The organism is Paraburkholderia sp. FW306-2-2C-D06C, assembly GCF_058781505.1.
The window spans coordinates 42,513-56,902 of sequence record NZ_JBYSWU010000035.1; the positions used below are offsets into that span (position 1 = coordinate 42,513).

Below are 14,390 nucleotides of genomic sequence, written 5' to 3' on the forward strand. Positions count from 1 at the left end.
GTTACTCCAGCGCCGCTGCAACCAGTTCGGCGACGTCGAGCACTTCCGGACGCGGGCCGACCACACCTTCGAGCATCGCCGTGCAGTTCGGGCAACCCACCGCGACGATCTCGGCGCCGACCGCGCGCGCATCGTCGATGCGGATGTCCGGAATGCGCTTCTTGCCGGGGATGTCGGTCAACGGCGCACCGCCGCCGCCACCGCAGCAACGCCCGCGCATGCCGTTGCGCTCCATTTCCACCACCTTGATGCCGATGGTTTTCAACAGGCGGCGCGGCGCTTCCGTCTCACCGTTATAGCGGCCCAGATAGCACGGGTCGTGATAGGTGATCTTGCGGTCCGCGAACGCGGCCACCGCGCGTGGCGACAGTTTGCCGCTCGCGACCAGCTCTTCGATCAACGCGGTGTGATGCTGCACTTCGTAGAAACCGCCGAGCGCGCGATATTCGTTGCGCAGACTGTGCAGCACGTGCGGATCGGCGGTGACGATCTTGCCGAACGAGTATTGCGAGAGCGTGCCGATCAGTTTTTGCGCGAGCTGCTGGAAAGTCGCTTCGTCGCCCAGACGCCGCGCCGTGTCGCCGGTATCGGTCTCGACGCCGCCGAGCACCGCGTAGTCGATGCCCGCGCGGTTCAGCACCTTCACCAGCGCGCGCAGCGTGCGCTGATAACGCATGTCGAACGCGCCTTCGCCCGCGATCAGCAGCACGTCCACCGGCCGCCCCGGCTGTGCCACCTGAACTTGCAGATCGACGGCCCAGTCGTAACGCGCGCCGATGTCGTAGCCGTTCGCGCTGCCGGTCTCGCGCAGATTCGCGAGCGTGATCGGTCCCTTGCCCGGCACGCTGCCTTCGACGAGCGTCTGATTACGCCGCATGTCGACGATCGCATCGACGTGCTCGATCAGCATCGGGCATTCCTGCACGCAGGCGCGGCAAGTCGTGCAAGACCACAGCGTATCCGCTTCGATCAAGGTCGAGATCAGCGGCTTGCCTGGCGCACCGCTGTGCTGGCCGACCGGAATGCCGGGCGTCGGGCTGCCGGCATAAGCGGCATCGGTGCCACCCACCATCCCGGTGACGAGATCCTGAATCAGCTTCTTCGGATTGAGCGGCTGGCCTGCGGCAAACGCGGGACACGCCGCCTCGCACTTGCCGCATTGCACGCAGGCGTCGAAGCTCAGCAACTGGTTCCAGCGGAACTCCACTGGCTTGCCGACGCCGTATTCCTTCGCGTCGAGCAGCGGCGCCTTCAGCGCGGTCGGCGGCACGACGTCGTTGTCGTTGCGCTCGGCGAAGCGCTCCTGACGCGGGTGAAACGCGAGATGCAAGAGCCCGGCGAGCGCGTGCTTCATCGGACCGCCGCGGGCCGCACCGAACGTCATCGTGAAAGCACCCGCCGCAATCAGCAACGCGACGATGATCGCGAGCGCACCCGACATCGCCGCCGCGGGTAACGCGATGAACAGCGCCAGGCCCAGTGCGAACGAACCCAGCAACAGCGGCAGATGATCCCACGGCCCGCGCGAGAGCCGCGCCGGCACCGCCTTCGCGCCATGCCGGCGACGCCAGACGAACACCGCGCCGACCAGCATCACGAGCGCCGCCAGAAAGATCAGCTTATCGAGCCACGGCGAGTAGATCGCGAGGCCATAGTTGACGAACACCAGCGCCATCGCGAGAATCGCGCCGCCTGCGGTCGCGACGTGCGTCTTCGCAATGTACGGATCACGCGCGACCACATGATGCAGATCGACGAAATAGCGCTTGGGGATCGCCAGCAGGTTGGTCCAGCCGTACGCGCCCGCCGCCGTGGCGCGGCCCTCGCGCCAGTAAGCCGCGCGTTTGGCGAGCGCGAACGCCAGACCGGCCACTGACACCCACAGCAGGACGGTGATGACAAACACGGGGCTCATCGTCAGAAATCCTTGCAAAGGCGCAGCGCGTCGTAAATTGCGCCGTGAATGTTGTGCATTGAAATGCAATCGCCGACGCGGAACAGCAGGAAGCGCCCGTTGCCGAGTTCTTCGCTCAAGGAAGGCTGCGGCTCGGACGCGAAGAGCTTGTGCACATCGACCTGGCCGCGATTCACGGATTCGGGTTTGAGCTTCCAGTACAACGCGTCATTGGGCGTGCTGCCGTTCTCGATCACCACCTGATCGACCGCGCGCTCTTCCTGCTCCTCTGTGTACTCGTTGCGGATCACGGCAATCTTCTTGCCGTCTTCCTCGTACACCTTGTCGAGCCAGTAGTTCGGGGTGTGGATCACACCCTGCGCATAAAGGCGGCGATAGAAGATCGGGAACGTAGTGCCGCCGACATCGTCGGCCACCTTCACGTCCGGCGTCACGATCTCGACATTGGAGCCGCGGCTCGACATGAAATCCGCGACGCCCGCGCCGGCGTGCGTGCTGACGCCGTCATAGACGAGCACGTTCTTGCCCGGCTCGACCTTGCCCGAGAGCACATCCCACGAACTCACCGCGAGCCCTTCCTCGACGCCCCACGCGGCCACTTGCGACGTGAACGACGAACCGCCCGTCGCCAGCACGACGATGTCCGGCTGCTCGGCCATGATGGTTTTTTCATCGGCCGCGACGCCCAGACGGCGATCGACGCCAAGCCGCTTCGTCTCCATGTCGAACCAGCGCACGATGCCGGCCATCTGCTCGCGCTGCGGCGCCTTCGCAGCCAGCATGATCTGGCCGCCGACGTAGTCGTTCTTCTCGAACAGCACCACATCGTGACCGCGCGATTTCGCCACGCGCGCCGCTTCGAGTCCGGCCGGACCCGCACCGACCACGACCACCTTGCGCTTCGGCCCGCGCGTCTTCGCGATCACGTGCGGCATGGTTGCTTCGCGCGAAGTCGCCGCGTTCTGCACGCACAGCACGTCGAGGCCGTTGTACTGCCGGTCGATACAGTAATTCGCGCCGACGCACTGCTTGATCTCGTCTTCACGCCCGTCGCGGATCTTGATGACCATATGCGGATCGGCGATCTGCGCGCGCGTCATACCGACCAGATCGACCATGCCGCTCGCCAGCAGCCGTTCCGCCTGGCCAGCGTCGCGGATGCTTTGCGCGTGCATCACCGGCAGCTTCACCACCGACTTGATGCCGGCGGCGAGATGCACGAACGGCTCGGGCGGCAGCGCCATCGGCGGCATGCAGTTGGCGAGCGTGTTGTGCGTATCCGCGCCCGAACCGATCACGCCGAGATAGTCGATCAGCCCAGTCTCCGACATCGCTTGGGCGATCTCTTTCAGTTGTTCATGATCGAGGCCGTCTTCATGGAATTCGTCGCCGCACATGCGCAAGCCGACGCAGAAATCCGCGCCCACCGCTTCGCGCACTGCCTTCAGAACCTCGGTGCCGAAACGCAGACGGTTTTCGAGCGAACCGCCCCATTCGTCGGTACGGAAATTCGTGCGTGGGCTCCAGAACTGGTCGATCAGATGCTGGTGCGCCGCCGAGATTTCGATGCCGTCCATGCCCGCATCCTTCACGCGCTTCGCGGCCGCAGCAAAGTCGCCGATGATGCGCCGGATCTCTTCCACTTCGATGATCTTGGCGTTGCCGCGGTGCACCGGCTCACGCACGCCGGACGGCGACATCAGATGCGGCCAATGCTCGCCGTGAAATGCCGAACGGCGCCCCATGTGGGTGGCCTGGATCATGATCTTCGCGCCGTGCCGATGCATCGCTTCGGCGAGGCGCGCGAGCGGATCGATGATCCTGTCGGTCGAGAGATTCACCGACTTCCACCAGCCTTGCGGGCTGTCGATCGAAACCGGGCTCGACCCGCCGCACACGGCAAGGCCGACACCGCCCTTCGCCTTCTCCTCGTAGTAACGGATATAACGGTCGCCCGGCAGACCGCCGGGCTCCGCATACACCTCGGCGTGCGCGGTGCTGACGATGCGGTTGCGCAAGGTCAACTGGTTCAGCGTGAGAGGCTTGAAAAGGTTCGGGTAACGCATCGCGATCGACCTCGGAATGCTCGGAATGGATAGGCTGTTTGCGTTGCAGTGTGCGGTTACGACGCGAGCGGCGACACTTCGAACACGCAATGCTCGTGGCCTTCAGCCGCGCATTGCGTTTCCGTGGAATACGACAGCGGCCCCTTCTTCACCGAATCCGGCGCGGTGTCGTTGACCCAGTCCATCGCGCCCGCGAACCAGCCGGCGAACATGTAGCACAGCTTGCCCTCCTTGCCCGGCTGCGCGAGCACGAACGACGAGTGATGCAATTCGATGCGCGCCCGCGCGCTGGACGGGTCCGCTTCCGTGATTCTGAAGAGACCCCAGCCGCGTTGCGACAGGCGGTTCAGGTAATGCTCGAACACCGCCATGCCGGCAATGCCGTGCTGTTTCGCTTCCTTGTCGCACCAGAAATACGCAGACTTGTAGCCGGCCTTGTAGAGGATCTCGGCGTACGTCTCGCGGCCAAGCGCTTCTTCGACCGCGGTGTGATTGTTCGTGAAGAAATGACGCGGCACGTAGAGCATCGGCAGCGCGTCGGTGGTCCAGACGCCGGTGTTCGGATCGACGTCGATAGGCAGTTGGGGTTGCATGTGGAGACTCCGTTTTTTAGGTGGGTGGTTTCGGCGAACGCGTGAAGGTCACACCTTCCACACTTCACCGAACACTCGAACCCAGTTCTCGCCCATGATCTTCCTGATGCGCGTCTCGCTCCAGCCGGCACGCTCCATCGCGGCCGTCAGGTTCGGAAACTCGCCGATCGTGCGGATGCCTTCCGGATTCACAACCTTGCCGAAGTTCGTCAGCTGGCGATAACGGCCTTTGTCGTGCGTGATCCAGTCGAAAAATTCGGTGCTATAGCCTTGCGTGAAGTCCGTGCCGATGCCGACCTGGTCTTCGCCGATCAGATCGACCACGTATTCGATCGCCTCGAGATAGTCCTCGACGGTCGCGTCCGGGCCGCGCTTCAGGAACGGTGCGAACATCGTCACGCCGACGAAACCGCCCGCATCGGCGATCTCTTTCAGTTGTTCATCGGTCTTGTTGCGCGGATGCTCTTTCAGACCCGACGGGCAGCAATGCGAGTAACACACCGGCTTCTTCGAAGCGGCGATCGCTTCCGACGAGGTCTTGCCGCCCACGTGCGAGAGGTCGACCATGATGCCGACGCGGTTCATCTCCTGGATCACCTCGCGCCCGTAACCCGAAAGCCCGCCGTCGCGTTCATAACAGCCGGTGCCGACCAGATTCTGCGTGTTGTAGCAAAGCTGGACCACGTTCACGCCGAGGTCCTTGAAGGCTTCGATATAGCCGAGGTTGTCTTCGAACGCGTGCGCGTTCTGGAAGCCGAAGATGATGCCGGTCTTGTTCTCTTTCTTCGCGCGGAAGATGTCGTCGGTGGTGCGCACGAGCGTGAGCATCTCGCCGTACTCGCGAATCTGCTGCTTCATCTCTGCGATGTTGTCGACGGTCTTCTGGAAGCTTTCCCAGACCGACACCGTGCAGTTCACCGCGGTCACGCCGCCCTTGCGCATGTCTTCGAACACCGAGCGCTCGAACTTCGAAATATTCAGACCGTCGATGATGATGCTGTTATCGTGCAGGTTGCTCATCGTTTGCTCCAGGGCGTTATCAGTAGATGGGGAAGCGTTCGCACAGCGCGAAAATCTCGCGGCGCACGCGTTGTTCGGTGGCGGCGTGGCCTTCCGGATGGTCGCGCAGCGCGTCGAGCACTTCGACGATCAGGCGTCCCACTTCGCGGAACTCGGCGACGCCGAAGCCGCGCGTGGTGCCGGCCGGCGTGCCGAGGCGAATGCCGGACGTGACGGTGGGCTTTTCGGTGTCGAACGGAATGCCGTTCTTGTTGCAGGTGATGCCCGCGCGTTCCAGCGCCTGCTCGACCTGATTGCCCTTCAGCCCCTTCGGGCGCAGATCGACCAGCAGCAGATGGTTGTCGGTACCGCCCGTCACGAGATCGACGCCGCCGGCCTTCAGCACTTCACCGAGCGCCTGCGCGTTGGCAAGCACGCTGTCGATGTAGGCCTTGAAACCCGGCTGCAACGCCTCGCCGAACGCAACCGCCTTGCCGGCGATCACATGCATCAGCGGGCCGCCCTGCAAGCCGGGGAACACCGCCGAGTTGATCTTCTTCGCGATCTCTTCGTCATTCGTCAGAACAAAGCCGCCGCGCGGACCGCGCAGCGTCTTGTGCGTGGTGGACGTGACGACGTGCGCGTGCTCGACCGGATTCTGATGACGCCCCGCCGCGATCACGCCGGCGATGTGCGCCATGTCCACCATCAGCTTTGCGCCTACGCCGTCGGCGATCGCGCGCAGCCGTGCGAAATCCAGCGCGCGCGGATAGGCGGAAAAGCCCGCGATCAGCAGCGCCGGTTTGTGCTGCTGCGCGAGTTCCTCGATTTGCTCGTAATCGATCAGCAGCGTGTCGCGATTGACGCCGTACTGCACCGCGTTGAACCATTTGCCCGACAGCGCCGGCTTCGCGCCGTGGGTCAGATGGCCGCCGGCGTCGAGCGACATGCCGAGCACCGTATCGCCGGGCTTGACCAGTGCGAGCATCACCGCGCCGTTCGCCTGCGCGCCCGAATGCGGCTGGACGTTGGCGAACTTCGCGTTGAACAGCTGCTTGATCCGGTCGAGCGCCAGCGACTCGACTACGTCGACGTATTCGCAGCCGCCGTAATAGCGTTTGCCCGGATACCCTTCCGCGTATTTGTTGGTCAGCACCGAGCCCTGCGCTTCGAGCACCGCGCGCGACACGATGTTTTCCGACGCGATCAATTCGACTTGCGACTGCTGGCGCTCCAGCTCTTTCAAAATAGCGCCGCGCACCGACGCGTCGCGCGCGGCCAGCGATTCTTCAAAGAAAGGATTCGAGTTCGGCATGGAAGGTCCGTGGTTTCAGGAAACGAGCGTTGACGGAGTGCCGGAAGCGGCCCTGAAGGCCCGCCAGTACCGGTCTGCATTGCGTCTATTCTTGACGCTCGCCCCGCGCGTCAATTTATGAATTCAGACGCGTTCTTTGCCTTTTCCGCCATGCGCGACCTTTTTCCACAAGTAGGCGGTTCGCGTCCAGGGCGCCGAAGAGATTGCTGCACTGCAGCTGAACTTGGTGCGCTGTTCGGGTGCGTCTGCGGGCCGTCGCGGCTCCGTTCTGGTGCCGGTTGTGTGTAGCTATCCAACCTTACTGGTGGTTACCGAGGGTTTAGCCTGATGGCACGGTAGTTGCGCTAGTCCTCAAAATCACAACGTTCGCCGCTCCCCACGGCGACGCGACATTACAGATTCGAAGGAATCATTTCCCCCATGCCCACCGATCGCACTGCGTCGCTGTCGCACTTCGCGTTCATGCCCGTTCCGAACTTCACGATGATCGCGTTCATCAATGCGATCGAAGTGCTGCGCATGGCGAACTACCTCTCGGGACAGACGCTCTATCGCTGGTCGATCGTGAGTCCCGAAGGCGGGCCGGTGACAGCGAGCAACGGCCTGGCGGTCGACACCGGCCCGGTCGAATGCGTCGGACAGCCCGATATCGTGTTCGTGGTCGGCGGCATCGACGTGCAGCGCGCCACCACGCCCGCCCATCTTTCCGCGTTGCGCCGCTTCGCCCGCATGGGCAGCGTGCTCGGCAGCCTGTGCACCGGCACTTATGCGCTCGCGCGCGCCGGGTTGCTGGCCGGCTACGCGTGTGCGATTCACTGGGAGAACATGTCGGCGCTGAAGGAGGAGTTTCCCGACACGCGCTTTCTCAAGGAACTGTTCGTGATCGATCGCGATCGCGTCACCTGCACCGGCGGCGTTGCGCCGCTCGACATGATGCTGAATCTGATCGCCCCGCGCGTGGGCACGGCGCGCGTCACGCAGATCGCGGAGCAGTTCATCGTCGAACATGTGCGCGATACCAGCGCGCAACAGAAAATGCCGCTGGTGGCGCGGCTCGGCTCGGCCAACAAGTCGCTCTTCGAAGTGATCTCGCTGATGGAGAACAATATCGAGGAGCCGCTTTCACGCGAAGAACTCGCGCGGCTGGCGGGCATGTCGCAGCGGCAATTGCAGCGCCTCTTCCGCGAGCATCTCGGCATGACGCCGACGCATTACTACCTGACCTTGCGGCTGCGGCGCGCCCGCGAATTGCTGTTGCAGACCGACATGTCGATCATGCACATTACGATGGCCTGCGGCTTTCAGTCGGCCTGCCACTTCTCGAAGAGCTATCGCGACACGTTCGGCACCGCGCCGACGCGCGAGCGCCGCAAGCAGGCGCCTTCCCTCGCTTCGCCGCCGGTCATGGCGGCGTGAATTCAGGCCGCTGGGCGCGGCCTGCTTCGTGTTGCAGTCGCGCCGTGCATGCGCCGAGCAGTAAAGCACCCGACTCGATTCCACTCAACGCATGCACAGTGATGCTGCGTCAGGCCGCCTTCAACAGCCCATGCGGATCGAGAACAAACTTCCTCGGTGCGCCGCCGTCGAACTGCCGGTAACCTTCGGGCGCTTCGTCGAGCGACACGACGGTCACGTTCACGATGTCCGCAATCGGCAAACGGTCCCACAAAATGGCCTGCATCAGGCTGTGGTTGTACTTCATCACCGGCGTCTGTCCGGTATGGAACGAGTGTGACTTGGCCCAGCCGAGCCCGAAGCGGATGCTCAGGCTGCCCTTGCGCGCGGCGGCATCGGTGGAACCCGGGTCATCCGTCACGTAGAGGCCCGGAATGCCGATCGCACCGGCAGCCCGCGTGATTTCCATCAGCGAATTGAGGACCGTGGCCGGCGCTTCCTCGTGCTGGCCGCTGCTGCCGTGGCCATGTGCTTCGAAGCCGACGCAGTCCACCGCGCAATCCACCTCGGGCTTGCCCAGGATCTGTTCGATCTGCTCGCCCAGCGTGGCGTCCTTCGACAGGTCGATGGTCTGGAAACCCATCTTGCGAGCATGCGCGAGACGCGCCTCGTTCATGTCGCCGACGATCGTGCACGCCGCGCCGAGCAGCCGCGCCGACGCGGCAGCGGCCATCCCCACCGGCCCGGCGCCCGCAATGTACACCGTGGCGCCGGGTTTGACGCCCGCCATCACGGCGCCGTGATAACCGGTTGGCAGAATGTCGGACAGGCACGTGAGATCGCGGATCCTGGCCATCGCCTGCTCGCGGTCGGGAAACTTCAGCAGATTGAAATCGGCGTACGGCACCATTACGTACTCGGCCTGGCCGCCGATCCAGCCGCCCATGTCGACATAGCCATACGCACCGCCCGCCCGCGCCGGATTCACGTTCAGACACACGCCGGTATGCTGCGCCTTGCAGGTCGGGCAGCGCCCGCAGGCGACGTTGAACGGCACCGACACCAGGTCGCCGATCTTCAGCGTTTCGACGTCGCGGCCGATCTCGATCACCTCGCCGGTAATCTCGTGGCCAAGCACGAGGCCGACTTCGGCAGTAGTGCGGCCGCGCACCATATGCTGGTCGGAGCCGCAGATATTCGTGCTCACCACCTTCAGGATCACGCCGTGGCCGATTGCCCGGCCACGCGGATCGACCATCTTCGGATAGTCGATCGACTGAACCTCCACTTTGCCCTGCCCCAGATACACGACGCCGCGATTGCTGCTCATTTGTCTGTCTCCATGTCTTGTGAGCGGCGCGCCTGATCCGTTCCCGCGCACCGTTCAACGAGCGTAGCGCCCGCTGCGGCAAACCACATATATTGAACGCGACACCGGTTTGGCCGGAACCGACATACGAGGCGCGACCCTCGCGCACGCTGATGCAACCCGTTTTTTATTGATTGACCGTTCAATATAAAAAACCTAACATGCGCCATCGCCCTCTGTCCGACCCATTGCCCCGTCTATAACCGATCGAGCCATGCCCAAACTCGGAATGCGCGAAATCCGCCGCGCGCAGCTGATCGACGCAACACTGCTGACCATCGATCAGGCGGGTCTCGCCGGCGCGACGCTCGCCTCGGTCGCGCGGCGCGCGAGCATTTCCACCGGCATCGTCAGCCACTATTTCGGCGACAAGGACGGCTTGCTCGAAGCCACCATGCGCCACGTGCTGCGCGATCTGTGGCAGGCCACGTCGCGCCGGCGCCGCACGGCGAAGGCGGACCCGCGCTCGAAACTGCGCGCCGTCGTCGCTGCTAATTTCGATGCGGAGCAGACCAACGGCCCGGTGATGAAAACGTGGCTCGCGTTCTGGTCCGAGAGCATGCACAAGCCGCGACTGCGCCGCCTGCAACACGTCAACACGCGCCGTCTGAACTCGAACCTGTGCGCGGATTTTTCGAAAGCGCTGCCGCGCCCCGCGGCGCGTCGCGCGGCCAGCGGTCTGGCGGCGCTGATCGACGGACTGTGGCTGCGCGGCGCGCTGTCCGGCGAGCCGTTCGACACCAAAGCAGCGCTGCGCGTGGCCAACGACTACATCGACCTGGTTCTCTCAGCACACCACTGAATTTTTCTTATCGGAAGGAGCACGCCATGCCGGTATTCGCAATGCAACGTCTCTATATAGGCGGCGCCTACGTCGACGCGACAGGCGGCGAAACCTTCGACACGCTCGACCCCGCCACCGGCGAAACGCTCGCGACGGTGCAGCAGGCTTCGGCGGCCGACATCGATCGCGCGGTGCAATCGGCGCGCGACGGTCAGCGCATATGGGCCGCGTTGACCGCGATGCAGCGTTCGCGCATCCTGCGCCGCGCCGTGGAGTTGCTGCGCGAGCGCAACGACGAACTCGCCGCGCTCGAAACGCGCGACACCGGTAAGCCGATCGGCGAAACCCAAGCGGTCGATATCGTCACCGGTGCGGACGTGATCGAGTACTACGCGGGGCTCGCCACCGCTATCGAAGGGCAGCAGATTCCGTTGCGGCCGTCGTCGTTTGTTTATACGCGGCGCGAACCGCTCGGCGTATGCGCAGGCATCGGCGCATGGAATTACCCGATCCAGATCGCCTGCTGGAAATCGGCGCCCGCGCTGGCGGCCGGCAACGCGATGATCTTCAAGCCGAGCGAAATCACGCCGCTGTCCGCGCTGAAACTCGCGGAGATTTATACCGAAGCCGGCGTGCCGGCGGGTGTGTTCAACGTCGTCCAGGGCGACGGGCGCGTCGGCGCGATGCTCGCCGCGCATCCGGACATCGAGAAGATTTCGTTTACCGGCGGTGTCGAAACGGGCAAGAAAGTGATGTCGCTCGCGGGCGCGTCGTCGCTGAAGGAAGTGACGATGGAACTGGGCGGCAAGTCGCCATTGCTGGTGTTCGACGACGCCAACCTCGAACGCGCCGCCGACATCGCGATGAGCGCCAACTTCTTCAGCTCCGGCCAGGTCTGCACCAACGGCACGCGCGTGTTCGTGCAGCGCAGCGTGCTGGCGCGATTCGAAGCGCTGGTGCTGGAACGTGTGAAGCGGATTCGCGTAGGCGCGCCCACCGACGCGGACACCAACTTCGGCCCGCTCGCGAGCGCCGCGCAATTGCAGAAGGTGCTCGGCTACATCGAAAGCGGCGTACAGGAAGGCGCGCGGCTGGTTGCGGGCGGCAAGCGTATCGTCGAAGGCCACTTCGGCAACGGCCAATACGTCGAACCGACGGTTTTCACCGGCTGTCATGACGACATGCGCATCGTGCGCGAAGAAATCTTCGGTCCGGTCATGAGCATCCTCGTGTTCGACGACGAAGACGAAGCGATCGAACGCGCCAATCGCACGGCCTACGGTCTCGCCGCCGGTGTCGTGACCGAGAGCCTGGCGCGAGCGCATCGCGTGATTCATCAGCTCGAAGCCGGCATTTGCTGGATCAACACGTGGGGCGAATCGCCCGCGGAAATGCCGGTGGGCGGCTACAAGCAATCGGGCGTCGGCCGCGAAAACGGCATCACGACGCTCGAACACTACACGCGCATCAAGTCCGTGCAGGTCGAACTCGGCCCGTATCAACCGGTGTTCTAAGGAGTCGCGGCGATGGCCTCGAACGAATACGACTACATCATCGTGGGCGCGGGTTCAGCGGGCAACGTGCTCGCTGCGCGCCTGACCGAAGACGCGGACGTGACCGTGCTGCTGCTCGAAGCCGGCGGCCCCGACTACCGCTTCGACTTTCGCACGCAGATGCCCGCGGCGCTCGCGTATCCGCTGCAAGGACGCCGCTACAACTGGGCGTACGAAACAGACCCCGAACCGCACATGAACAACCGGCGCATGGAATGCGGCCGCGGCAAGGGGCTCGGCGGTTCGTCGCTGATCAATGGCATGTGCTACATCCGCGGCAATGCGCTCGACTACGACGGATGGGCCGAGCGCCAGGGTCTGGAAAACTGGACCTATCTGGATTGCCTGCCGTACTTCCGCAAGGCCGAAACGCGCGACGTGGGTGCGAACGCCTATCACGGCGGCGACGGGCCGGTGCACGTGACGACGAGCAAGCCCGGCAACAATCCGCTCTTCGCCGCGATGGTCGAAGCCGGCGTGCAGGCAGGCTTTCCGCGCACCGAGGATCTGAACGGCTATCAGCAGGAAGGCTTCGGCCCGATGGATCGCACGGTCACCGCGAACGGCCGGCGCTCAAGCACGGCGCGCGGCTATCTGGATCGCGCGAAAACGCGGGCGAATCTGAGCATCGTCACGCACGCCGTGACCGACCGCGTGCTGTTCTCGGGCAAGCGGGCGACCGGCGTCGCGTATCTGCGCCATGGCAACACAGTCACCGCGCAGGCGCGCCGCGAAGTACTGGTGTGCAGCGGCGCGATCGCGTCGCCGCAACTGCTGCAACGCTCGGGCGTGGGCCGCTCGACATGGCTGCGCGAGCTCGACATTCCGCTGGTGCACGATCTGCCCGGCGTCGGCGAGAACCTCCAGGACCATCTGGAGATGTACATCCAGTACGAATGCAAGGAGCCGGTGTCGCTCTATCCCGCGTTGCAGTGGTGGAATCAACCTGCGATCGGACTCGAGTGGATGCTGAAAGGAACCGGTATCGGCGCGAGCAACCAGTTCGAAGCGGGCGGCTTCATCCGCACTCGCGACGACGATCTGTGGCCGAACATCCAGTATCACTTCCTGCCGGTCGCGATCAATTACAACGGTTCGAACGCGATCCGGATGCACGGCTTCCAGGCGCACGTCGGGTCGATGCGCTCGCCGAGCCGCGGCCGTGTGAAACTCAAGTCGCGCGATCCGGGCGCGCATCCGGGCATCCTGTTCAACTACATGTCCGATCCGCTCGACTGGCGCGAATTCCGCGACGCGATCCGTGTCACGCGCGAGATCGTGCGCCAGCCGGCGCTCGACCGTTATCGGGGCCGCGAGCTGAATCCCGGCGCAGGGTTGACGAGCGACGAGCAGCTCGACGCCTTCGTGCGCATGCGGGCGGAGACGGCGTTTCATCCGTCGTGCTCGTGCAAGATGGGCTATGACGAGATGGCCGTCGTCGACAACGAGGGCCGCGTGCATGGGCTCGAAGCGCTGCGCGTCGTCGATGCGTCGATCATGCCGCAGATCACGACCGGCAATCTGAATGCGCCGACCATTATGCTGGCCGAGAAGATCGCCGATCGGATTCGCGGACGGGAAGCGCTGGCGCGGGTGGATACGCCCTACTTCGTCGCGAATGGGGCGCCTGCGAGGAAGCGGGCGGCGGCTGTGGTTTAGTCCGCGCCGAGGTACTAAAGCACGCCTCCCCGCTGGGTTGATAAGAAGCTTGCAGAACACAAGTTTTCTTGCGGAATCACGACCGTTGATATACGATATGCATATCACGCAACGGAGGCAGTGATGAGTCGAATACTGGTTGACCTGCCCGACTCGCAGGTTGCAGAGTTGGCCGTGCTTGTGGAGGCGGAACAACGCCCTCGCGCCGCAGTTATCCGTGACGCGATCGAGGCGTATATCTCGCAGCACAAGCAGGCACTTGGGACCGATGTTTTCGGGCTGTGGAAGAGCAAGAAAGTCGATGGCCTCGAATATCAGCAGGAACTGCGCTCGGAATGGTAAAGGCGCTCTTCGACACAAACATTCTGATCGACTATCTCAGCGGCGTCGGCGCAGCGAAGAAAGAACTGGCGCGCTATGAATATCGAGCGATCAGCACGATCACGTGGATGGAAGTTCTTGTTGGAGCAACGGCAGAGGACGAGCCTGCGATTCGTGGATGGCTTGGCTCGTTTGACGTAATTCCACTCGACAGTGCCATTGCGAATCGCGCGGTCCAAATACGTAAGCAGAAACGGATTCGCCTGCCTGACGCGATTGTCTGGGCGTCAGCACAGGTGAACTCCCTGCTGCTGGTTTCACGCAACACAAAGGACTTTCCTGCGGACGAACCCGGCGTGCGGGTACCCTACAAAGTCTACGGCGTTGAGCGTGGGGTTCGTTAGTAGTCAGAGGCCGCGAG

General features: G+C 63.7%; 12 protein-coding genes. 6 read left to right on the forward strand and 6 right to left on the reverse strand.

Going from position 1 to position 14,390, the window contains the following annotated elements:
- Window position 1 precedes the first annotated feature (1 nt).
- Genes AC3WLT_RS24050 through AC3WLT_RS24070 form a run of 5 tightly spaced genes read right to left on the reverse strand, consistent with a single transcriptional unit; the run spans window position 2 to window position 6,888 of the window.
- Window positions 2-1,915, reverse strand: a complete 1,914-nt coding sequence (locus AC3WLT_RS24050; protein WP_492594179.1) for a (Fe-S)-binding protein — start codon at window positions 1,913-1,915, stop codon at window positions 2-4.
- A gap of 2 nt (window positions 1,916-1,917) precedes the next feature.
- A complete protein-coding gene (locus AC3WLT_RS24055; RefSeq protein WP_492594180.1) occupies window positions 1,918-3,981 on the reverse strand; it encodes an oxidoreductase in 2,064 nt (687 codons plus the stop codon).
- A 56-nt stretch (window positions 3,982-4,037) separates the two neighbouring features.
- Complete coding sequence (locus tag AC3WLT_RS24060; protein WP_492594181.1) at window positions 4,038-4,574, reverse strand: DUF5943 domain-containing protein; 537 nt, start codon at window positions 4,572-4,574, stop codon at window positions 4,038-4,040.
- Window positions 4,575-4,622: 48 nt separating this feature from the next.
- Window positions 4,623-5,594, reverse strand: a complete 972-nt coding sequence (locus AC3WLT_RS24065; RefSeq protein ID WP_492594182.1) for a dipeptidase — start codon at window positions 5,592-5,594, stop codon at window positions 4,623-4,625.
- A gap of 19 nt (window positions 5,595-5,613) precedes the next feature.
- On the reverse strand, window positions 5,614-6,888 hold the full coding sequence (locus tag AC3WLT_RS24070; RefSeq protein WP_492594183.1) for a serine hydroxymethyltransferase: 1,275 nt from the start codon (window positions 6,886-6,888) through the stop codon (window positions 5,614-5,616).
- 420 nt (window positions 6,889-7,308) lie between these two features.
- Here AC3WLT_RS24070 and AC3WLT_RS24075 point away from each other — a divergent pair, with 420 nt between their 5' ends.
- On the forward strand, window positions 7,309-8,304 hold the full coding sequence (locus tag AC3WLT_RS24075; RefSeq protein ID WP_492594184.1) for a GlxA family transcriptional regulator: 996 nt from the start codon (window positions 7,309-7,311) through the stop codon (window positions 8,302-8,304).
- Between the two features lie 109 nt (window positions 8,305-8,413).
- Here AC3WLT_RS24075 and fdhA read toward each other — a convergent pair whose 3' ends face one another.
- Window positions 8,414-9,613, reverse strand: a complete 1,200-nt coding sequence (gene fdhA / locus AC3WLT_RS24080) for a formaldehyde dehydrogenase, glutathione-independent (RefSeq protein ID WP_492594185.1) — start codon at window positions 9,611-9,613, stop codon at window positions 8,414-8,416.
- 253 nt (window positions 9,614-9,866) lie between these two features.
- On the opposite strand from fdhA, the gene betI reads away from it, so the two are divergent.
- From betI to AC3WLT_RS24105, 5 genes are all read left to right on the forward strand, one after another.
- Window positions 9,867-10,454, forward strand: coding sequence for a transcriptional regulator BetI (betI, locus tag AC3WLT_RS24085; RefSeq protein ID WP_492594186.1), 588 nt, complete (start codon window positions 9,867-9,869; stop codon window positions 10,452-10,454).
- 26 nt (window positions 10,455-10,480) lie between these two features.
- Complete coding sequence (gene betB, locus AC3WLT_RS24090) at window positions 10,481-11,950, forward strand: betaine-aldehyde dehydrogenase (protein WP_492594187.1); 1,470 nt, start codon at window positions 10,481-10,483, stop codon at window positions 11,948-11,950.
- A gap of 12 nt (window positions 11,951-11,962) precedes the next feature.
- Window positions 11,963-13,648, forward strand: coding sequence for a choline dehydrogenase (gene betA / locus AC3WLT_RS24095; protein WP_492594188.1), 1,686 nt, complete (start codon window positions 11,963-11,965; stop codon window positions 13,646-13,648).
- Between the two features lie 123 nt (window positions 13,649-13,771).
- Window positions 13,772-13,990: a ribbon-helix-helix protein, CopG family gene (locus AC3WLT_RS24100; RefSeq protein WP_492594189.1), complete on the forward strand. Its 219-nt coding sequence runs from the start codon at window positions 13,772-13,774 to the stop codon at window positions 13,988-13,990.
- Window positions 13,984-14,373 carry a type II toxin-antitoxin system VapC family toxin gene (locus AC3WLT_RS24105; RefSeq protein WP_492594190.1) on the forward strand — a complete coding sequence of 130 codons (390 nt, stop codon included), beginning with the start codon at window positions 13,984-13,986 and terminating at the stop codon, window positions 14,371-14,373. Before AC3WLT_RS24100 ends, AC3WLT_RS24105 begins: the two co-directional genes overlap by 7 nt.
- Window positions 14,374-14,390: the final 17 nt, after the last annotated feature.